Raw genomic sequence first — 23,010 nt, forward strand, 5'->3', positions numbered from 1 at the left:
TTCCTACACCTCTTTTACATTTCTTCCAGACTTCTATGAATTCAGAATCTTCATAAATTCTTCGCCTGTAATTGTCTCTTTCTCATACAGATACGTAGCCAGTTCATCCAGCTTTTCTCTGTTTTCCAGCAGAATCTGTCCGGCCTTTTCATGCTGTCTCTTTACCAGTTCCACAACTTTTTTATCAATCAGTGTCTGTGTTTCCGCTGAACAGCTTAACGATGTGTCTCCGCCCAGATATTGATTGGTTACCGCTTCCATGGCTACCATATCAAATTCCTGACTCATACCATAACGGGTAATCATGGCTCTGGCCAGTTTCGTTGCCTGTTCAATATCATTGGATGCACCGGTTGTCACGGATCCAAATACCACTTCTTCTGCTGCACGTCCTGCTGTATAAGTAGCAATCTTATTCTCCATTTCTTCCTTGGTCATGAGATAATGATTTCCCTCATCTACCTGCATTGTATACCCTAATGCTCCTGATGTTCTCGGCACAATCGTGATTTTCTGTACCGGAGCAGAATTCGTCTGCTTTGCAGCTACCAGCGCATGACCGATCTCATGGTAAGATACCACACGTTTTTCATGATCTGTCAGAATCGCATTCTTCTTCTGATATCCAGCAATAACTACCTCAATACTCTCCTCCAGATCTGCCTGCGTGGCATACTTTCTGCCATCCCTCACTGCCCGGAGAGCCGCTTCGTTTGTAATATTGGCAAGTTCTGCACCGGATGCACCGGATGCCATTCTGGCAATCTTCGTGAAATCTACATTATCTGCCAGTTTAATCTTCTTCGCATGCACCTTCAGGATCTCTTCACGTCCCTTCAAGTCAGGCAGTTCTACCGGAACACGACGGTCAAAACGTCCAGGTCTGAGAAGTGCCGGATCCAGCGATTCCGGCCGGTTGGTTGCCGCCAGAATCATCACGCCATTATTGCCTTCAAATCCATCCATTTCCGTCAGCAGCTGATTCAGTGTCTGCTCTCTTTCATCATTGCCGCCCATCTGTCCGTCACGCTTTTTTCCTATGGCATCAATCTCATCAATAAAAACGATACATGGTGCCTTTTCCTTTGCCTGACTGAACAGATCACGTACTTTCGATGCTCCCATACCTACAAACATCTCAACAAATTCTGAACCGGACATGGAGAAAAACGGAACATTGGCTTCGCCGGCAACTGCTTTGGCCAGCATGGTTTTACCGGTTCCCGGAGGGCCTACCAGCAAGATTCCCTTTGGCATGGATGCTCCGATTTCCTTATATTTTTCCGGATTATGCAGATATTCCACGATCTCTGTCAGATTCTCTTTTGCCTCGTCTTCACCTGCCACATCAGCAAACTTGATGCCTTCCGAAGACTTTACATAGATCTTGGCATTGCTCTTACCCATACCAAACATCATGGAATTGCTGCCACCCATTTTTTTCATCATCTTCTTTGACATCCACTGACCCAGCACATAAAAAATCAGAATCGGCAGAATCCATGAAATGAAAAAGCTAAGCATCGGAGACATCTGTTCCACAATCTCACTGGAAAATTTTGCTCCACTGTCATACAATCTCTGTGTCAGATCAGGATCATTCATCACCCCGGTCTTATATATGGTCTTATCATCTTTTGAAGTAAAAATAATCTGATTGTCCTGAACTTCCACTTCATCGATTTGCTTATCCAGCGTCATCTTCATAAATGTGTCGTAGTCCACCTGTTTTACCATACGTCCGGCAATTTTGGGAACCAGAAGAGCATTTATCAGAAACAATACCAGCAGAACTATCGCATAGTACACATAAAACGGTTTCTTTGGTGTCTTTACTTCGTTCATCTCTTTTTCCTCCATTCTTACTTTTTTGGGTCTTTCACATCTGATATACAGTTGTACCATAGATTTGAAATTTGTAAAATATACAAGTTTCACGATATGTTCAAGTTCTTTACACTTTTCCAAATCTGTCAAAATTCATTCTTTTCTATTTTCGTAATCTTTGCTATACTATCTTATATTTTATGTCTGTTCTTTCTATATAGTTTTGAAAAACAAGCAGCATTTTCAGGAGAAAGTATTATGCCCGTTAATATGAAACGAATGATTGCTAAAGAATTATTCTCTTTAATAGAAGAAAAAGGATTGGATAAACTTAATGTACAGATGCTTGCCACTCACTGCAGTATTTCCCGCCAGGCATTCTATTATCATTTTAAAGATATCGGAGATGTAATTGACTGGTCCTGTCAGGAAGTATTGACCGATCTGGGTAAAAAAGCGGAGCGCTGCTCTGACCCTGCAAAAATGCTGCAGCTTTATCTGGATATGGCTCGTTCCTGCCGACATCTGCTGAACCGATTCTGTGAATCCACACACTATCGCGCCTTTGAACATCTCATGTGCCAGTATACTTCTCTTTTCCTTGAACATTCACTGAAAGATCACTGGCCAGAACATCTTGCTGACAAAAATTTTCAGGAGCAGTTTCTGGATTTTTACGGTCCTGCTCTTTTTTTCCACACACTGCAAATCAGTCAGCAGAACCATTTTGACACAAAAAAAGATGCGCAAAATCTTGCGCACCTTTTCTTGCAATTACATTAGTTATTGATCAGTTTGTCCTCTCCGTTCCAGCTGTACAGTTTACGGATTTCTGCACCGACTTTTTCTGACGGATGTTCAGAAGCCAGTTTTCTCATTGCTTTGAAGTGAACCTGTGCTCCCGCATCAGACATATCTAACAAGAAGTCTTTTGCAAAGGTACCATCCTGGATATCAGACAGAATCTTCTTCATAGCTTTCTTGGTATCTTCCGTAATAATCTTTGGTCCGGTTACATAATCGCCGTATTCTGCAGTGTTAGAAATGGAGTATCTCATTCCTGCAAATCCTGACTGATAGATCAGGTCTACAATCAGCTTCATCTCATGGATACATTCGAAGTAAGCATTTCTCGGGTCATATCCGGCTTCTACCAGTGTCTCGAAGCCTGCCTGCATCAGGGCACAAACGCCGCCACAAAGAACTGCCTGCTCTCCAAAAAGGTCTGTTTCTGTTTCTACACGGAAGGTTGTTTCCAAAAGACCTGCTCTTGCTCCGCCGATTGCAAGTCCATAAGCCAGTGCCAGTTCTTTTGCTTTTCCTGTAGCATCCTGTTCTACTGCTACCAGACAAGGAGTTCCCTTACCAGCCTGATATTCACTTCTTACGGTATGACCCGGAGCCTTTGGTGCAATCATGGTTACATCCACATATTTTGGTGGTTTGATGCATCCAAAGTGGATATTGAAACCATGGGCGAACATCAGCATATTTCCTTCTTCCAGGTTTGGTTCGATGGATTCTTTGTAAAGCTTTGCCTGTTTTTCATCATTGATCAGGATCATGATGATATCTGCTTTTTTAGCAGCCTCTGCTGCGGTATATACCTTAAATCCCTGTGCTTCTGCTTTTGCCCAGGATTTGCTTCCTTCATACAGACCGATGATAACATTGCATCCGGAATCTCTCAGGTTCAGAGCATGTGCATGTCCCTGGCTGCCGTAGCCGATGATGGCAATGGTCTTTCCTTCCAGTAAGGATAAGTTACAATCTTCCTGATAAAAAATTCTTGCTGTTTCTGACATTTTTTCATTCCTCCGTTGATATAGTTTTTAATGTCTGTTTAAAAAAACATTTTATATAGTAAAAGGGTTATTTTTCCTTTACTTTCAAAATTAAATTTTTCTGGTTGCTTACTCCTCAACCAGGTTCTTTCTGGCTGCTTTGTTCTCCTGCATTTTATCTCTCATGGCAAACATGCCAGCCAGAAGCGTTCCTGAGATGGAATGCCATACACAGGATACTGCGCAGATGACTGCGGATTCCGGTGTGTTTGCGAACTGTGCTGTGGTAGTTGCCAGATTGGTGGCAAGTCCCGCATTCTGCATACCGACTTCTATGGAAATGGTTCTCTTCTTCGCCTTGTTCATTCCAGTCAGTTTTCCGGCTCCATATCCCAGCAGATAACCAAGACCATTGTGAAGCAGTACTGCTACAAAGATCACAAGTCCGGACTGGAAGAATCTGGATCCCTGGGATGAGATCACACCACCAACTACACAGGCAAGACCAAGTACGGCAATACCTGGCATGACTTTCTGCGCTTCCTGAAATGCTTTTTTCTTTCCAAGCAGGAAATTCAGAACAAATCCAAATGCAACCGGTACAATAACCGTTTCCAGAATGGATACCAGCATCGGCAATCCATGAATAGTGATCTTCGTTCCTCTTGCAAGGAGGGATACCATCAGTGGCGTCATCACCGGTGAAAGGATCGTGGATACCGTTGTCATTCCTACGGAAAATGCCACGTCGCCGCCACACAGGTAGGACATAATATTGGATGATACACCTCCCGGACAACAACCAACCAGGATCAGTCCCAGTGCAATACCATCTGGCAGATGCAATACTTTTGATAAGGTAAATGCCAGGAACGGCATGATAAAGTACTGCGCTACCGCTCCGATACAGATATCAAAAGGTCTCTGCGCCAGAATCTGAAAATCTTTTGTTGTTAAAGTCAGTCCCATGCTGAACATGATCACACCAATGATAATGGACTGACTGGTGAACTTGTTGGCTACCGGATCGGTAAATAACTGGTAATTGACCCAGCCCATCATACCTGGTACGAAAAATGTAACTACTGCAATAAATATCACGACAGCCGATGTGTAATCGGATAAAAACTTACTTGCTTTCTGTAAAGACTTCATAGAATCTTCCTCCTAAAAATTTCGCTGCTTTCTTCTGACAGCACTTATTTTTCAATCCAAGAAGGTGCTTTTTCGTTGAGGAACCCGGATTTTTCGTTTCATAAGGCCTTTTTGTGAAATGAAAAAATCCCTGTCAGTGTATCATTTACACTGACAGGGACGAAATTCTATTCCGCGTTACCACCCTGATTCTGTGATCGTCATCACAGCACTCTGAACGTACTAACATACGCTTTCCTGTTAACGGTAGAAAACCGGCGAGCCCTACTGCATTATTTTGATTCAGACCGCTTCTTAGAGATGATATTTACTTCTTCCGGCATCCCTGCTCTCACCAAATGCAGGTTCTCTGTAGATCCTTGCGGAAATAACTTTGTTCTCTTCAACGAATTTAAGTAACTCTCTTTGATTTGTTGTCTTTTATTATAGTCCGATTGTTTTGAAATTCAAGGGACAATCTGCCTATATTTTTGAGCAATATTCTCGAATTCTTTCAAAAATGCACAAAAGTCTTTGGTATGCGGACATTCGAAATCTTCTTTTCATTTGCATCTCGCAGCAAGAATGCCGAGGCATTCTTGAACTTTTACAGATATTTTGCAAGGAAATCCACGTTTGCTTTTTCATAACTGTTAAATTCTGCCACGATCTGATCATCCGTCTTTCCCTGAACCGGATGATACCAGCTTTTGGATGCAAAATACGCAGCCACATCAGCTTTCTGGAATACACGCCCATGTCTTGCATAGATCTCATTTACAGCCTGCTGAATTCCCTCACTGGTCATGTAAGCAATATCCTGCTGATCCAGATATTCTTTATCTGAATTTGGGAAAATATATTCGTCATCATTAGAATCTGCCTGTGGATTATCATAAGCGACAAATCCATCCTGAGTCCCTTCATTGCAGATGGCATAACAGGTCAGGTAATCAGTATCTTCGTTCCCATATATACTTCTGACCCACCAGATAAAATCTTCTGACATTAATTCGTATGGCTGGCCCGGTGTATACAACGTGAACTGTGTTCCACCGGAAATGCCATATGGTTCTGAACACACATAACGCACACCATTTTCAATATAGGAATCACCTTCCGTTCCCTCTATATTCAGTTCTTCCAGATCCATTTCATACATACATTCATCAAATCTCAGCGGTTCTGTGAATTTACCGGAGAAATTGCAGAAATACACCGTTCCGTTGGGATAACCGTCACCAGTATCTCCCATCTCCGAATCATGATAGACTCCTGTAAATGATCCGTCATCTTCCACCTGCAGTTCTGTTGCCCAGGCACCCACGCCGCTGGAAAATACAAAATTCTCCGGCACTTCCTTCCACACGGAATCCTCCGCAGCTGCAACTAGTTCTCCCTGTTTCCACGATCCTGCTCCCATCTCATTTACTGATAACAACATCGCTGTCATACAAAAAACTGCTACACATCTTCTACCTTTCATAGTACCTTTTCCTTTCTTCAGACATATTAACTGTCTTATAATCTCAGTTATTTTCTCTGTGCTTCTATCATGCATTCATGTATCTTTGTTTTTTTATTATAATTGATTTCTACTAATATGATATTTCCTTCATATTCTTCCAGACTCTGGCAATACTCTTTTTCTTTGATCTGCTGCAACGCTCCCCTGACATCTTTATCCCATTTCAGTTCTATTACCAGTGCTGGTTTATCTAGGAAACTCTTCCTTGGAATATATACTAAATCAGCGTATCCTTTTCCTCCCGCCATTTCTCTGTGCACCGTATAATAATTACGTGCCGCATAGAGCGCAAGTGATATCGTATAACTAAGAGCATTCTCATCATTATACTGAATATGCGAAGTTTCAAAGTGTGCCTGCTGCATAGCCACGGCAACCTGCTGTTCTCTCCCCTGCCAGATTGCCTGTAATGTGTCTGCCGAATTTTTCAACGCCTGTGATACAGTTCCCCAATCAGATACCGCTACCGTATTTACATATTCTGCTCTTATCTCGCTGTTTGGTATCCGTACCGTCTGATACATTTCGTCATATGCCAGATATCCCAAATGAATCAGCAGTGTCAACACATCATCTTCCGTACGGAATGTTGTCATATCATTCGTAAAACTTCCGATATTTACTGGTATCTGCTCTCCTGCAATCATACTCAACACATCATCTTTTAAGCCATCAAAATTCAAATCGATATACATCTGAAGTGCCTCAAATGTTTCCGTCTGATTCCAGTAATTTGCTATTTTACCAAGCCGCATGCAGTTTATTATCGATCTTGGACTGTATATAGAATCCGCATTCCGAAAAGAATATCCATCATACCAGTTCTTTATTTCCACCATATCCATGTCATATTGCTGACATAACATTTTTACTTCTTCTTCCGTAAATCCAACATAGGACGCCAGTGGACCTGGATCTATCATAGAAAATTCATCAAACATATTCAGGGCAGAGTGTGTTCCATATTTTTTTATTGGAAGAATACCAGTCATATACGCAAGATAAATGCAGGAGCGATCCTTCAACAAATCTCTCAGAAAATCCAGATATCGTTCCTGTGCTTCATGATCGTTCCTGTATTCTCTGAAAATACAGTCCCATTCATCTATAATAATAATAAAGGGACATCTGTATTTACCGTATATATCCTGCATCGATTCTATTAAATCTGTCCGGTCAAAATAATCTACATCCGGATATTCAATCAGCAATTCTCTTAAAACCAGTTTTTTTATACGCTCCAGCATGTCACCAATACTTTTGCTTCTGCTCAGTACTTCCTGCATATTTAAAAAAATAGTATTATACTGATTCAAATGTTGTTTGAAAGTGCTGTTTTTTGCTATTTTGAAATTTTGAAAAAGACTTTCCGAACTACATCCCCTGCTATAATAAGCAGCAAGCATATTTGCTGTCATAGACTTTCCAAACCTGCGAGGTCTGCTGACGCAAACATATTCTTGTAATGTATTGATTACCCCATTGGTATATGCAATCAATTCTGTTTTATCGACATAGATTTCTGAATGAATCATTCGATCAAACTTTTCATTTCCAGGATTGAAATAATTACCCATCTGCAGCCTCCGTTTTGCTTTGAACAAACTGCTTTATAACGTTCTCTTTATACCTATTATAATCGAATCCTTTCCATTTCGCAATTTAAAAAGCTCATGGACGAAATACGCCCACAAGCCTTTTCTTGCCTCTTTTGTTACAATACTTTACTGCCATTAGCCAGCAGTTTGAATTTGGCTCCCAACATTTCTGCTGCCTGTCGGCACATCATCATCCGTCCCAGAAAGATTTCGAAATATTCATACATGGTGCAGATACTTTCATCAATTTCAAGGTCCAGGGTGATCACATGCTTTTCTGGGTTTAATTTTACGGTTGCATTGGTGACTGCATAATTTACCCGGTCATGTTTATCAAAACTGGCTTTCTCTTTTGTACGGACACGGTTCCTTCGGACATCGGTCTTATCTGCCAGAATCAGTGCTGCTGATACCGGGTCTACTGCTCCACCGGTGGACTCATCATGATGTCCGATGGCAGACACAATGATCACCCGGTCTTCCATCGACATTCCCATTTTCTGAAGCAGTTCATTGGCCAACAAAGCTCCATATTCGCCGTGATTTTTCCGGTTTATGGCATTGCCGATATCATGCATGGCACCGGCAATCTGTGCCAGTTCAATCTCATGCTTTGAATAACCAAATTCTTTCAAAATCTCACCAGCCCGTTTCGCTACAATCGCGCAATGCTTTTCTGAGTGATCCGTATATCCCAACACACCAAGATTTTCATTTCCCTTTTTTAAAAATGCTTTTACTTCTTCGTTTTCCAGTATCTTTTTGTAATCCATACTTTTCGGTTCTTCTGTTTTACTTTCTTTTGGCTGACAGCTCATTTATCACTCACACCCTTTTCCGCCTGACTGTACGCCATGGCATAAAACAATTCCTGAGAATTCAGCTTTACTTCACTTAACTGTCTGCTTTTATAGATTCCCTTATTTGTCAGCTTCTTTCCCTTTTCATCGTCATTCATCATCATTTCAAACATGTGATCCAGACGTTCCCGAATCTGTTTATCCAGAATCGGAACTGCCACTTCCACTCGGCGAATGGTATTTCTGGTCATAAAATCTGCTGAACCGATATAGATTTTTTCTCTTTCTTTTGTTCCGAACCGATAAATCGACGCAAAGGTCAGTCTTTCTGCCAGCGGCACTCTTGAGTTGCCTGCCTCATCCAATACCCGGTCATTAAACTTCAACCACGACAATTCCCGGTTCATCAAATATTTCTCTTCTGTTTTCTTCATTTACATTCCTTTCACTCCATTGGATTTACCAACTGACTTTTTCACATACTTGATTTGCAATCTTTTACATTATAGTTACTCTATGTAAAATTCGTATGCTTTTTTATGTAAAATGAATGTAAATTTGTTCTGATCTGTTACAGAATATCGATATATTCTCCCGCCAGTGCCTTGTTCATACTTCGCACTGCACAGAATTTTCCGCACATACTGCAGGTATCACTGTGATCTTCTTCCGGACTTCTGCTGTTACGGATTGCTCTTGCCGTCTCCGAATCAAGGGCACAGGCATACTGTGCTTCCCAGTCCAGTTTCTGTCTTGCCTCTGCCATTCTGTCATCTATATCTCTCGCCCCCGGTACACCTTTTGCAATATCTGCTGCATGAGCTGCAATCTTCGATGCGATGATTCCCTGCTTTACATCATCTACATTTGGCAGCGCCAGATGTTCTGCCGGTGTTACATAACACAGAAAAGCAGCTCCGTTCATCGCTGCAACAGCACCTCCGATAGCACTTGTAATATGGTCATATCCAGGTGCAATATCTGTTACAATAGGCCCAAGTACATAGAATGGTGCACCCATACAGATACTCTGCTGAATCTTCATATTTGCCGCTACCTGATCCAGCGGCACATGTCCAGGTCCTTCTACCATTACCTGAACGTTATGTGCCCAGGCGCGTTTCGTCAGTTCACCCAGACGCACCAGTTCCTCTATCTGACATACATCTGACGCATCTGCCAGACATCCCGGTCTGCATGCATCTCCAAGAGAAATGGTAACGTCATATTCCTCGCAGATATCCAGAATCTCATCATAATACTCATAGAAAGGATTCTCTTCACCTGTCATGCTCATCCATGCAAACACCAGACTGCCTCCACGGCTTACAATATTCATTTTACGTTTATGCTTTTTAATCTGTTCAATTGTCTTTCTTGTTATTCCACAATGCAGAGTCACAAAATCCACTCCATCTTCTGCATGCATCCGGATTACGTCTATAAAATCTCTGGCTGTCAGTGTTGCCAGATCTCTCTGATAATGGATGACGCTGTCATATACCGGAACTGTACCGATCATTGCCGGACATTCACTGGTCAGTTTTCTGCGAAATGGACGGGTATCACCATGGCTTGACAGATCCATAATGGCCTCTGCGCCCATGTCTACCGCACTCATTACCTTCTGCATCTCAATGTTATAATCTTTGCAGTCTCTGGAGACGCCCAGATTGACATTGATTTTCGTGCGCAGCATGCTGCCGACTCCTTCCGGATTCAGACAGGTATGGTTCCTGTTTGCGCAGATGGCAACCTTGCCTTCTGCTACCAGCTTCATCAGCGCCTCGGACGTCATATGTTCTTTTTCTGCAACTGTCTGAATCTCAGATGTTACAATTCCTTTTCTTGCTGCGTCCATCTGTGTTGTGTATTCTCTCATTTTCTTCTCCTTCTCCGGTCTTCTTTCCGGTCTTGTATTCACAACATTTTTTCTGCGACAGAAGGTGGTGCCCCCAATCTGCCGCCATTTACTCAAAAAAGAGACGCCTTTGAGGGCGTCTCTTAAATGATTCCTTACTCGCTTTGTCTCCCTACGTTGGCATTATCCAAATCAGGTTATGGGTCGAGATATGCATTCTCCTCTCAGCCAGCTTGATACGCCAGCTCCCCGTAACGATTATTCATTTAATAAATATTATACTATTTTTTTCAGACTATTTCAAGTCTTGATTCTCTACATAAAAAGTTACTGTTTCGACAATTTATGCATTTTTTCTGCAATTTATATTTGACAAAAGTTTTCCATGCTCTCTTTGCTGTTTTTTATAACAGTTTTTGCGCAAAAATGACCCCTGCAAATGGTATTTTACCATTCGCAAGGGTCATTCATCATTTCAACAATTTCATACCATATGGAATTAAGCGTTCATCTGTGCAGCTACTTCTGCAGCAAAGTCTTCATTCTTCTTTTCCATTCCTTCGCCTGTTTCGAAACGAACAAACTTCTTGATGGAGATCTTTGCATCGTTAGCTTTTGCTACGGAATCAACATAAGCCTGTACAGACTGTTTTCCATCTTCTGCTTTTACATATACCTGATCCAGCAGACAGATTTCTTTCAGTTCTTTGTTGATACGTCCGTTGATCATTCCCTGGATAACCTTTTCTGGTTTCTGGGATTCCTTCGGATCATTCTTAATCTGAGCTAACAGAATCTCTTTTTCGTGAGCGATGTGTTCTTCGCTTACTTCGCTTCTGTTAGTGAACTGTGGCTTCATAGCTGCTACCTGCATACCCAGGTTTCTGGCCATGTCTTTGATCTCGTCATTTACAACATCTGTTACAACGTCGATCAGAACTCCGATCTTTCCGCCGGCATGTGTGTAAGAAGATACAAATCCTTCCGGTTCAGCTACTTTTTCAAATCTTCTGATGTTCATGTTCTCGCCGATAACAGCAACCTGTCCTGCCAGTGCTTCCTGAACAGTCTTAGTTGTGTCTGGCAGCCATTTTTCAGCCATGAATGCTTCCATATCTGCTGCGTCAGAAGCCATAGCCTGAGCTGCAACTTCGCTAACATATGCCTGGAACTTCTCATTCTTGGCAACGAAGTCTGTCTCTGCGTTAACTTCTACAACAACTGCAGTCTTGTCATCATCAGATACCATAACCTTGCAGATACCTTCTGCTGCGATTCTGCTTGCTTTCTTCTGAGCAGTAGCCAGTCCTTTTTCTCTCAGGAACTCAACTGCCTTGTCCATATCGCCTTCTGTAGCTGTAAGAGCTTTCTTACAGTCCATCATACCAGCGCCGGTCATTTCTCTTAACTCTTTTACCATTCCTGCTGTGATAGCCATCTAATTATTCCTCCGTCTCTGCAACAACTTCTTCGATATCGGTTGCTTCTCCACCTTCGAATTCGATTGCCGGTTCTGCTCCCTGATTTGCTTCGATAACAGCATCTGCCATCTTGGAAACGATCAGTTTTACAGCTCTGATAGCATCGTCATTACCTGGGATTACGTAATCCAGTTCTTCTGGGTCACAGTTTGTATCACAGATACCGATCAGTGGAATACCAAGTGTGTGTGCTTCCTGTACACAGATTCTTTCTTTCTTAGGGTCAACTACAAAGATTGCATCCGGGATCTTCTTCATTTCTTTGATACCGCCAAGGTTCTTTGTCAGTTTTTCCATTTCTTTCTTTAATGCGATAACTTCTTTCTTAGGCAGAACATCGAATGTTCCGTCAGCTTCCATAGCTTCGATCTCTTTCAGACGTGCAATTCTGCTCTGGATTGTCTTGAAGTTTGTCAGCATACCACCAAGCCATCTTTCGTTCACATAGAACATTCCACATCTCTCAGCTTCTGTCTTAACAGCGTCCTGTGCCTGTTTCTTTGTTCCGACGAAGAGGATTGTACCACCGTTAGCAACAATATCACCTACTGCATTGTAAGCATCGTCAACCATTCCTACAGACTTCTGCAGGTCGATGATGTAGATACCATTTCTCTCTGTGTAGATGTATGGAGCCATCTTAGGGTTCCATCTTCTTGTCTGATGTCCAAAGTGAACACCTGCTTCCAGTAACTGTTTCATTGAAATAACGCTCATTTTACTTCTCCTTTGATATTGGTTTTTCTGCCATATACAATTCATCAGCAGGAACCTCTCGGCACCACCTGCAGACATATGCATATGTGATTTTTGCGACTGGAGTATTTTAACACAAAAAGGACTTGCATGCAAGTCCTTTTCCCTGTGTTTATGCGGTTTCTCACGTTTTTGTGCAGAATGTACATCATTCATGCCGCAATGCATCGATTGGATTCAAATTGGACGCCTTAATAGATGGCACGAATCCGAAGATAACCCCGATGACTGTTGAAAATATCACGGATCCAATGATGGCCGGAATACTGATTCCCACCGGCACCTGTGCCATTTTGGAAATGGCCTGTGCCATTGCAATACCTACTATCACTCCAATAATACCGCCCATGCTGGTCAGTACTGCTGCCTCTGTCAGGAACTGGGTAAGTATCACCCGTTTTCTGGCACCGATGGCTTTTTTCAGACCAATCTCACTGGTTCGCTCCGTAACAGATACCAGCATGATATTCATAACGCCGATACCTCCAACAAGAAGAGAAATACTTGCGATCCAGATCAGCTGCTGATTGGTTGACTGATTAATCTGCTGCTGTTTTTCCACATTTTCCAGTGTATTTTTCGCTCTGTATTTTATGTCTGAGCTGGATGTGCGCAGATAACTGTTCAGAATCTCTGCGCATGGTTTACCGACCGTAGTCATTGCCTTAACGTCTGCTGCCCGTACAGATACATTTTGTGGTTCATCATATTGATAAATAATCGGCCATGACTGATAAGGAATGTATACCTTTCCGGTGGATGAATCATCCCCCATATAAGTATAGTATTCCTCGATACTGTTGATTACCGGTTCAAACTCTGACTTTGGCTGGGCCACTCCAATGATGACAAACGGCTCCCCACTGATCTCAATGGTCTTTCCCAGTGCACTTTCTTCCTGAAACAAAGTGCTTGCCGCATCCTGATCAATAATTGCAACTTTGTGAAAATCCTTATAATCGCTGTCTACAAATTCACGTCCGGTACGTACGACATAACCATTCACATCAAAATAGTGACTGTCAATGCCATAGACATCTGCTCCCTGGAGAGACTGACTCAAATAATAAATACCATCCGCATAGGTTCTGGATACATAAAAAGTAGCATCTTCCACATCTGGCACATTCAGCAGTTCTTCACGGATGCTCTCTGTCAATACCGGAATGCCGTATGGTACACTGTTCCAGGAAAAGTCCAGCGTATTATCTGCACTTCCCTGGGTCAGATTAATATCCACTGCATTGGTACCGGAACCTACCACGTTCTGCATCAGCTGCTCATTTGTTCCCTGAATGGTCGATACAATGGCTATAATTGACGCAATACCAATAATAATACCCAGCATCGTTAGAAAAGATCTCATCTTATGGGACCAGATTCCCTGAAATGATAGTCTTATATTTTCAAGCAAGACGATTGCCTCCTCTCTTTTTATTCATATTCACTTGCCAGCTTCACAGCCGCACCTTCTTTGACTGCTTTGCCATAAGGGAATGCAATCTGATTCTCTGTACTTAATCCCTGTTTTATTTCCACAGATCCCCATACCGTTGCCCCGGTACGGATATACTGCTTTTTCAGCTTGTTATTTTCATCTGCTATATATACATAACTTTGTCCGTTTTCTGAACGGATATATGCTTTATCCAGATAAATACCACCTGAAGATGCCGCTGATGTGACAGGGTAAGTAACACTGACATCATCATATTCTGTCAGTCCGTCCTCTGCATCTGTGTCTACCACTGCGAGCACCGGATAATTCGATGAATTCACATTTCCGGTGGATCCCCAGTAACTTCCAGAATCATCGTCACTTGGGAAGGCATCAATCTCTGTTATCGTTGCCGTAAACTGTTCTCCTGTATAATAAGACTCGCATTTGATTACCTGATCTACAGCTACATTGTCAAGATTCAGTTCACTGACAGAAGTCTTGATATACAGACCATTTTCGCTCTCAACTACCATATAGGCATCATCATCACTGCCGTTGATGGACTTAATGTAACCATCTACGGAACTGATTACCGTACTGGCCTTCATCTGCTTGTTATAGTCTTTCAGCTTCAGCTTTGCCTGACGTTCATCCAGCTTCAGTTTCTGAATCTCCAGCTTCTTGTCTTCAATGGCCTGTGCCAGTTCTTCTGCTGTATAACCGGTTCCATCATTATCATTATCCCAGCCGCCTGGTCCATCCGGAATATTCGGCTCATCATCCGGAATATCTTCTTCATATTTTGTAATACCAGTATCACTTCTGAAAATCCAGTATGTGCCTGGTCCATAGCCGTGATCCGTCAGTACCGTTCCATCCAGATCTATGCTTCGGATAAATGCACCTGTGATGGTGTTGCTTTCACGGATCTCCAGACGAATATAATATCCGTCACTGATTCGTTCCGTCCCTTCTTCATTGAAGCCAAGTACCCAGTTCACAAAAGTATTGGTGATCTTCACACCATCTGTTACGAAAAAGACATATGGATCTTCCGTTGTCCCGCTGCCCTTATAAGCTCGCATACCAGTCTCATTCAGAGTATTCATGCCATGCTTCCAGGTCAGTTCTGAAATCGGATTCAGCTTGATAATCGGTGAGTCTGCAGGCTGTGTATATGTCATCTTTATCACTATTGTGACGGATGCATCGCTGCTGTCCGGCTGTACTTTCTTTACTTCCATAGAGTAATTCTGTGCATACCCCGACCATCTCTCACTCCACTGTCCTCTATCGGTTCCCACCTCTTCTGAACTGATGGTGACATCTTCCGGTATGGTCAAATCAATAGTTTTCCAGTTCTCTTTTGAAGAAACGGTATCCTTATCCGGTATCTGTTCTGACGCACTGGTTGCTTCTTCGGTCTGCTCTTCCGGCTCTGTAGTAACAACCGGCTCTGTCTCTATGTCACCGGCAGCGGCTTCTGATACGTCTTCCGTGGCTGGCTCTGTAGTGACTTCCTCTGCTATGTCAGTATCTGTACCATCCACTCCACTGTCTTTCACTGCTGTCGCACTGCTGCCCTGTGACAGCGTAAAACTGCAGTCTGCATCTTCCTGATTACTGATGCCTTTCTTATAGAAATAAGCTTTCATGGAAGATGGCCAGTTTTCTTTTGCATCTGTTCCATGATCCCATTCAACCTGAAAATGAATCTTTTGCAGTGCAAAACTCTCCGGATCAGGTATTTCTGATTCAGTTTCTGTTTCCGTCTCTGTTTCTGTTTCCGTCTCTGTCTCTGTTTCCGTCTCTGTTTCTGTTTCCGTCTCTGTTTCTGTTTCCGTCTCTGTCTCTGTTTCCGTCTCTGTCTCTGTTTCCGTCTCTGTCTCTGTTTCCGTCTCTGTTTCTGTCTCCGTCTCTGTTTCTTTCGGCTCTTCCTGTTTTACTACGGTAATAACCGCATCTTGGCTCTCATCTCCGGTGCGGAATATAAGACTGTCCCCAGTGATCTCATCTGGCTGTAATGTCAATTCCAGATACATGTCTTCCAGTTCCGGTCTGATCGCATGCTGCTGATCCAGGCCATCGTGAAAAGCAATGGTGAGCTGAACGGTATCAGTACTTCCACTCTGCTGCGCCAGAATAAATCCACCGATCTCCGGATAGTCCTCTCCATTAATCTGAGCCGTTCCGTATACTTTTCCTTTTATCTGCTGCTTCAGCGTCACTCCACGAATCAGCATGGTATAGGTATCAGATGACTTAAAATGTACTTTAGACGTCTCCTTAAAATGTGGTACCACTTTTACCGGTGTATCTATCTGCACCACATCATCTTCTTTCTGTCCATGTTCAACATCAGAAACAAGCTCTTCTCCGGCATCTGTAATGGCTTTCATTCTTACATTCGTAAAAAACTTTTCCAGACTCTGATTCTTTTTTGATTTTTCTGTCTCTTTCTCATTTTCTGTGTCTTTTTTTGACTGTTCCAGCTGATCCGGTGTCAGTACTTCACCTGAATTGCTTTCACTCTCGTCAATTACAGCCTCATTTGCCGGCTGATGATCCGGAGATTCCGCATTAGTATCCGGAACCTTTTCTGTCTCAACTGTACTCTCTGTCTCAGTTGTTTTCTCCGTCTCGGCTGTACTCTCTGTCTCAGCCGGCTTCTCTGTCTCAGCCGGCTTCTCTGTCTCAGCCGGACTCTCTGTCTCGTCTATCTTCTCTGTCTCAGCTATACTCTCTGCTGCTCCTTCTGTTACAGCACTTTCGGTATTCTCTGTCTGTACAATCGGTTCCGTTTCCTGCACACTCTCCGTTGCTGCATCTGTTCCGTCTTCCTGCGATGCCAGCATCTCTCTGCTATTGCTAACCAAACGTGCTTCTTCCTCACCATTGTCTGAATTATCATCCGCAGATCCGTCATCCATGCTGTCTAACAGGGAACTTCCCCCACTGCCCTGATCATCTAATATCGGGTCTCCCGGCTTGGCATTCTGCAGCTTTGCCAGATCCGCTTCGGCTGCTTTGATCTCCAATCCCAGTTCCATGACCGTGATTTCCTGAAGTTCCTGATCCAATTCCAGCAGTGTCGTATCATAGCTCAGGAGTTTATCTCCAATCTTAACCTTATCCCCTTCTTTTACATAGACCTGGTCAATGACTTTTCCATCCGGAATTCTTACACTCTGACTGACATTGGATACTACGGTTCCGGATGTAGAATCATCGGGAGACATAGACATATCCCCTGCATTCAGCGCAGACACCGGCAATACCTCTACTGTTTTGCTGTTATTCTTTCTTATATAATTTACCCCTGCCACAGTGCCGCCAGCTACTCCTGTCACAGCAGCCGCAACAATGACAGCTGTTTTAATTTTCTTACTTTTTTTCATTCAGATCCTCCGCTTTCGAATCTCTAAAAGATTCCCGGTATTATACATCCTGGCTCAAATCCCGGTCTCCCAGTTCTCCGTCAAAGATGTACACGGTTCTTTTCGCATGTTTTGCCACTTTCGCATCATGGGTAATCATAATCACAGTTACCCCTTCTTCATTCAGTTTCTGGAACAGTTCCAGCACCTGTACGCTGGATTTGGAATCCAGTGCTCCTGTTGGCTCATCTGCCAGAAGAATCTTTGGATTATTTACCATAGCTCTCGCTATCGCTACCCTCTGCTTCTGTCCACCTGACAACTGTGTCGGAAGGAAGTCTACACGGTCTGCCAGTCCTACTCGCTCCAACGCCTTCGCAGCACGTTCTCTTCGCTCTTTTTTACTTACTTTTGCATACACAAGAGGAAGGCAGACATTTTCCAGCGCAGTCTGCTTGGGCAGGAGCTGGAATGTCTGAAATACAAATCCGATATTATTCAAACGTTCATCCGCAATCTCGTTCTCCTTTAATCCGAGGACATTCTTGCCATTTAACTCGAAAGAACCTCTTGTCGGCTCATCAAGACATCCAATAATATTCATCAGTGTAGATTTTCCGGAACCCGATGGTCCCATAATCGCCACATATTCTCCTTCCTGCACATGCAGAGTTACATTCTTCAGTGCAGGGACTACGATTTTTCCGGTTACATAATCTTTATCTATATGATCTAACTTTAAAACCAATGGTCGTTCCATTATTTTTTCCTTTTCATTCCTGTCAAACATTCTTATTCGTAGACTTCTTCTCCGCTTCCGCCATCTTCAAATTCCATGCCGCCAAGTCCAGATATGTCACTGACTCCTCCACCGCTAAGGCCATCGTCACTATAGTCACCGTCACTATAATCACCGTCACTATAATCACCGTCACTATAATCACCGTCACTATAATCGCCATCAGCCATGCCGTCTACATTCCAGTCTTCCTCATCCAGACTTTCATCTCCACCATAGAGATCATCCGAATTCCTTGTTACCGGTGCTCCTTCTACGCAGTCGTCTCCCGGAAATGCGATATAATCATCCACAGTCAGGCCGTCAAGCACCTCATATTTAAAGGTCTCGTCATTAAAATCACCCAGTGTGACCTCCCGTTTCTCCAATTTGTCATTAGCATCCACAGCCCACACATAGTTCGTTACTGCGCCCTCGTCATCTGTAATAAAATAATAGTCCTCCAGCCAGATACCATCTTCCTGTTCATCCTGACCATTATCTGCCATCAGATACACATGCTGTCCCAACATCAGACCGTCTGATGAATCCAGATCTACATAGAATGGATAGGTACTGGATGTTGTCTGTGAGTCACCGGAATCACTATCTCCATAAGACGAATTCGAATTGGACGAATTACTTTCTCTGTCAATCGTGGTCAGGGTTCCCTTCCATGTCTGGTTCTCATCCACACGTGAATATATGATCATATCCATACCTTCCTGGATCTCTGACATGTTCTGTTCATTAATTTTCCCTTTAATCCGGTATTCCCCGGTTGCCATAATGGTCATATATGCAGAGTTATCTCCATTGCCGGAATCCAGTCCGGAAGAAGTGTCAGAATTGTCATCTCCGCTGGCACTGTTGTTAATGGTCTTAATGATACCCTGAATCGGGCTGGTCACATCTGCATTAGCGATCTGCTTCTTCAGACTCTCCATCTCTGCCTGCTTGCTCTTCATCTCATATTCAGCTCTCTTTATACTGTTCTGAGTCGTCATAATCTGCGTTGTATAGGAAAGCTTTTCATTATCGGATACTTTCGCCCGCTCTTTTTCCAGCTGTGCAACCTGTGAATTATAGGATTTAATTGAGATCTCGTAGTTCTCGATATCAATCTCCAGCTGGGTAATGCTGTCCTGCGCATCATCCGTATCATAGGAAAACAACTTCGTTCCAACCTGTACTTCGTCCCCTACAGAAACATAAGCCTTTTTTACTTTCAGACCACTTGCCACTTCAATCTTCTCTGTCTTCTGTGGCTCTACTACGCCGGAGAATTTACTGAACAGACCATCTGACCCTGTCAGTCCGGTAATCGTTCCTACTGAATCTACAAAAACAGCATCAGCAGATGTAGTTCCTGCTCCTGTACTGCCCTTAAAATGATACCATGCGCCTGCACCCGCACCTGCTGCCACAACGATTACAGCAATTGCTATGCCTGTTTTTTTCTTCATATTTTATAACCTCTGTTTTTCAACGAATTTTCAAACTTTACCTTCTGTATAGTATCATACTACATTTTCGATTGCACTAGAAAGTTTTGATTTTCACAATTTCTTCACATAATTCATGCATAAATCTTAAGATTCTTACATAATTTTCCATATAATTTGACATTCTTACATTTTGCATATATTATAATTATATTGTGACATATTATTTATCTTTTTTGTCATATTAAGGAGAAGCGTATGAAACGAAATGCATGTGGCCTTATTTTGCTGGTATGTTCCTCTCTGTATTTCAGTGGATGTGGATATGCCGGTCCGGAAAAGGCAGTTCGGAGAGAGCTGGATTATATCCAGAAGCTGGATGAAGATGCCATATCCTCTTTCTTCTCTTATGAGAACTTTCCACTTAATTCTGACCAGTCTTCGGGAACAGGCTCTGATACTACAGAAGCTATCCGTTTGTTTTTTGAGAATTTTAAATATCACATTGATTCTTCTACCCAGTCCCAAAATGGTACTGAGGCTACTGTAAATGTCAGTCTCACCAATCTGGATGCGCAGGAACTGGCAAAGGATCTGTGCAGGGAAATCTACCGTGACTCTCTTAGCTACAGTCATTCTGATTATGACATTCATTCTGCTTTTTCATTAATGAAGGAATGTCTGGAACGCAATGACTACCCAGAAAAAACTACAACTGCCACCATTCATCTCACCTCTGAGAATGATGTGTGGACAATTGACAGCACCCCTGAGCTGGAAGATGATCTGACGGGTGGACTGGTTTCTTATCTGTCTGACCCTTATCTTCTGTCACCGGAAGATATTCTGGATCTGACACTGGCACCTTTTAAAGATTTTACTGCAGAAGACTGGCAGAGTTACCTGGAAATCTCTGATGTATTTGCCGTGGGCACTGATCAGGCAGATACCATTGACCAGCTTCTGTTCCAGCAGATTGCTGCTTTTTTTGATTATCAGATCACTGATGTGGTACAGGATGGTGACGATGCCAAAGTGACTGTGAATATCACAAGTCTGGACCTGAATACTGTAATTGAGAGCTGTCTTGGGCCTCTGCGCGACTATGGTACCTCTACAGAATCTATCCGTGCCAGCAGTGAAGAATTCAACCGGAAGACCGGTGAGATTCTCATCACTGCATTGGAGGATAATGTCAGCAGTACCGTTACTCAGATCACTATTCTTCTACATAATGACGGACATACCTGGGATCCTGTCCTGGACACCTCATTTACCGATGCACTGTTGGGGAATCTGGATGAATCTCTCGCATCTCTCAATGCCGCTGCAGAATAGGAGAAAAAGAACCCGAAGCCGATCTTCTGATCTGCTTCGGGTTCTTTTCTCTTATTCTTCTGTCTCTTCGGCTACTTCAATACCCAATTCCTGCAACTGTTTGTCTTCTACACGCTCCGGTGCTTCAGTCATCAGGCAGGATGCATCTTTTACCTTCGGGAATGCAATGACATCACGGATGCTGTCCTGTTTTGCCATCAGCATAACCAGACGGTCCAGTCCGTAAGCCAGTCCTGCGTGAGGTGGTACTCCATATTTGAATGCATCAAGCAGGAATCCGAACTGTTCGTGGGCTCTTTCTTTGGTGAATCCAAGAGCTTCGAACATCTTTTCCTGAATATCATTCTGATGGATTCGTACACTGCCTCCACCGATCTCATTACCATTTAATACGATATCATATGCTTTTGCACGTACACGTCCAGGATCACTGTCGATATACTGCAAGTCTTCTTCCATTGGCATTGTGAATGGATGGTGCATAGCTGTGAATCTGTTTTCTTCTTCTGACCACTCAAGCAGTGGGAATTCTGTGATCCATACAAAACGGAATTCGTTCTTATCCAGTAGTCCCATCTGATTTGCCATCTCCAGACGAAGTGCTCCCAGTACATCCCATACCAGCTTGGTCTTATCTGCAGCAATAAGAAGAAGGTCGCCGTTCTGACCGTCCATAGCCTGGATCAGTGCCTGCATCTGTTCTTCTGTCATGAATTTTGCAAAGGAAGACTTTACAGTGCCATCTTCCTGAATAGCCACATAAGCCAGCCCCTTTGCGCCGTATCCTTTGACGAATTCTACCAGCTTGTCAATCTTCTTACGAGGCATAGCGCCCTGTCCCTTGGCATTGATACCGCGAACCGTGCCGCCTGCTTCCAGGGCATTCTTAAATACCGCAAATTCGGTATCTTTTACTACTTCAGAGATATCTGTCAGTTCCATGCCAAAGCGAAGGTCTGGCTTGTCAGAACCGAAGCGGTTCATAGCTTCTGTCCAGGTCATTCTCTGAATTGGAAGCTGTACCTCTACATCCAGCACTTCTTTGAACAGGTAAGCCAGCAGTCTTTCATTAACATCAATGACATCATCCACGTCTACAAAGGATAATTCCATATCGATCTGTGTGAATTCCGGCTGACGGTCTGCACGCAGGTCTTCATCACGGTAGCATCTCGCGATCTGGATATAACGATCATATCCTGAGCACATCAATAACTGCTTATACAGCTGTGGTGACTGTGGCAGTGCATAGAAGCATCCAGGATGTACACGGCTCGGTACCAGATAGTCTCTCGCCCCTTCCGGTGTACTCTTGCAAAGTGTTGGAGTTTCAATCTCCAGGAATCCTTCTTTTGCCATAAATGCACGCACCAGAGTGGTTACCTGCGAACGCATCATCAGATTACGCTGCAGATCCGGTCTTCTCAGGTCAAGATAACGGTATTTCAGACGCAGTTCTTCTCTTGTCTTGCTGTCCTCTTCAATTGGAAATGGAGGTGTCTCGGACTCAGATAAAATACGCAGGCTCTTTGCACGGATCTCGATCTCACCTGTCTTCAAGTTCGGATTAACTGCGCCGGAACGTGCTTCTACTGTACCGGTTACAGCAATTACAAATTCACTTCTCAGTTTTCCTGCTTTCTCAAATCCTTCTTCGTCGATCCCGTTCTCGCAGCCAGTCTCAAAAATCAACTGCATAATACCGGAACGGTCACGTAAATCTACAAATACGATTCCCCCCTTGTTACGGCTCTTCTGTACCCATCCCATCAGGGTTACTTCACTGCCGATCATGTCTTTGGTCACTTCTGTGCATCTGTGGGATCTGTGTAATCCCTTCATTGATTCTGCCATAATTTTTC

Annotated in this window: 17 protein-coding genes and 1 other annotated feature; of the genes, 2 read left to right on the plus strand and 15 right to left on the minus strand. The window is 43.2% G+C overall.

The window, feature by feature from the left end:
* Nucleotides 1-33 precede the first annotated feature (33 nt).
* Nucleotides 34-1,845: an ATP-dependent zinc metalloprotease FtsH gene (ftsH, locus tag H8716_RS10820; protein ID WP_249308844.1), complete on the minus strand. Its 1,812-nt coding sequence runs from the start codon at nucleotides 1,843-1,845 to the stop codon at nucleotides 34-36.
* 240 nt (nucleotides 1,846-2,085) lie between these two features.
* Between ftsH and H8716_RS10825 the strand changes: the two genes are divergently transcribed.
* Nucleotides 2,086-2,610: a TetR/AcrR family transcriptional regulator gene (locus H8716_RS10825; RefSeq protein WP_249308845.1), complete on the plus strand. Its 525-nt coding sequence runs from the start codon at nucleotides 2,086-2,088 to the stop codon at nucleotides 2,608-2,610.
* On the opposite strand, the gene ilvC is transcribed toward H8716_RS10825, so the two are convergent.
* From ilvC to H8716_RS10890, 13 genes are all read right to left on the minus strand, one after another.
* Nucleotides 2,607-3,632 (minus strand): ketol-acid reductoisomerase, encoded by a 1,026-nt coding sequence (gene ilvC / locus H8716_RS10830; protein WP_249308846.1) that lies wholly within the window; start codon nucleotides 3,630-3,632, stop codon nucleotides 2,607-2,609. The genes H8716_RS10825 and ilvC overlap by 4 nt on opposite strands.
* A 108-nt stretch (nucleotides 3,633-3,740) precedes the next feature.
* Complete coding sequence (locus H8716_RS10835; RefSeq protein ID WP_249308847.1) at nucleotides 3,741-4,766, minus strand: bile acid:sodium symporter family protein; 1,026 nt, start codon at nucleotides 4,764-4,766, stop codon at nucleotides 3,741-3,743.
* Between the two features lie 152 nt (nucleotides 4,767-4,918).
* Nucleotides 4,919-5,161, minus strand: a binding site (T-box leader).
* Between the two features lie 191 nt (nucleotides 5,162-5,352).
* A complete protein-coding gene (locus tag H8716_RS10840; RefSeq protein ID WP_249308848.1) occupies nucleotides 5,353-6,231 on the minus strand; it encodes a YARHG domain-containing protein in 879 nt (292 codons plus the stop codon).
* A 47-nt stretch (nucleotides 6,232-6,278) separates the two neighbouring features.
* A complete protein-coding gene (locus tag H8716_RS10845) occupies nucleotides 6,279-7,850 on the minus strand; it encodes an AAA family ATPase (protein ID WP_249308849.1) in 1,572 nt (523 codons plus the stop codon).
* A 137-nt stretch (nucleotides 7,851-7,987) separates the two neighbouring features.
* Entirely contained in the window at nucleotides 7,988-8,689 is a 702-nt protein-coding gene (locus tag H8716_RS10850; protein ID WP_330606580.1) for an HD domain-containing protein, read from the minus strand.
* Nucleotides 8,686-9,105, minus strand: coding sequence for a hypothetical protein (locus H8716_RS10855; protein WP_249308850.1), 420 nt, complete (start codon nucleotides 9,103-9,105; stop codon nucleotides 8,686-8,688). Before H8716_RS10855 ends, H8716_RS10850 begins: the two co-directional genes overlap by 4 nt.
* Nucleotides 9,106-9,242: 137 nt before the next feature.
* Nucleotides 9,243-10,553, minus strand: coding sequence for a phosphomethylpyrimidine synthase ThiC (thiC, locus tag H8716_RS10860; RefSeq protein WP_249308851.1), 1,311 nt, complete (start codon nucleotides 10,551-10,553; stop codon nucleotides 9,243-9,245).
* A gap of 478 nt (nucleotides 10,554-11,031) precedes the next feature.
* Nucleotides 11,032-11,970 (minus strand): translation elongation factor Ts, encoded by a 939-nt coding sequence (gene tsf, locus H8716_RS10865; RefSeq protein WP_249308852.1) that lies wholly within the window; start codon nucleotides 11,968-11,970, stop codon nucleotides 11,032-11,034.
* A gap of 4 nt (nucleotides 11,971-11,974) precedes the next feature.
* A complete protein-coding gene (rpsB, locus tag H8716_RS10870; RefSeq protein ID WP_249308853.1) occupies nucleotides 11,975-12,730 on the minus strand; it encodes a 30S ribosomal protein S2 in 756 nt (251 codons plus the stop codon).
* Between the two features lie 187 nt (nucleotides 12,731-12,917).
* Nucleotides 12,918-14,183 carry an ABC transporter permease gene (locus H8716_RS10875; RefSeq protein WP_249308854.1) on the minus strand — a complete coding sequence of 422 codons (1,266 nt, stop codon included), beginning with the start codon at nucleotides 14,181-14,183 and terminating at the stop codon, nucleotides 12,918-12,920.
* A 20-nt stretch (nucleotides 14,184-14,203) separates the two neighbouring features.
* Nucleotides 14,204-17,608, minus strand: coding sequence for a biotin/lipoyl-binding protein (locus tag H8716_RS10880; protein WP_249308855.1), 3,405 nt, complete (start codon nucleotides 17,606-17,608; stop codon nucleotides 14,204-14,206).
* A gap of 40 nt (nucleotides 17,609-17,648) precedes the next feature.
* The gene (locus H8716_RS10885; RefSeq protein WP_330606581.1) at nucleotides 17,649-18,347 is read right to left on the minus strand and encodes an ABC transporter ATP-binding protein; all 699 of its coding nucleotides are present in this window, start codon (nucleotides 18,345-18,347) and stop codon (nucleotides 17,649-17,651) included.
* A gap of 32 nt (nucleotides 18,348-18,379) precedes the next feature.
* Nucleotides 18,380-19,831, minus strand: coding sequence for an efflux RND transporter periplasmic adaptor subunit (locus H8716_RS10890; protein ID WP_249308856.1), 1,452 nt, complete (start codon nucleotides 19,829-19,831; stop codon nucleotides 18,380-18,382).
* A gap of 237 nt (nucleotides 19,832-20,068) precedes the next feature.
* On the opposite strand from H8716_RS10890, the gene H8716_RS10895 reads away from it, so the two are divergent.
* Nucleotides 20,069-21,148, plus strand: coding sequence for a hypothetical protein (locus H8716_RS10895; protein ID WP_249308857.1), 1,080 nt, complete (start codon nucleotides 20,069-20,071; stop codon nucleotides 21,146-21,148).
* Nucleotides 21,149-21,199: 51 nt separating this feature from the next.
* On the opposite strand, the gene aspS is transcribed toward H8716_RS10895, so the two are convergent.
* On the minus strand, nucleotides 21,200-23,002 hold the full coding sequence (aspS, locus tag H8716_RS10900) for an aspartate--tRNA ligase (protein ID WP_249308858.1): 1,803 nt from the start codon (nucleotides 23,000-23,002) through the stop codon (nucleotides 21,200-21,202).
* Nucleotides 23,003-23,010 lie beyond the last annotated feature (8 nt).

The organism is Jingyaoa shaoxingensis, assembly GCF_014385005.1.
Classification (GTDB): domain Bacteria; phylum Bacillota; class Clostridia; order Lachnospirales; family Lachnospiraceae; genus Marvinbryantia; species Marvinbryantia shaoxingensis.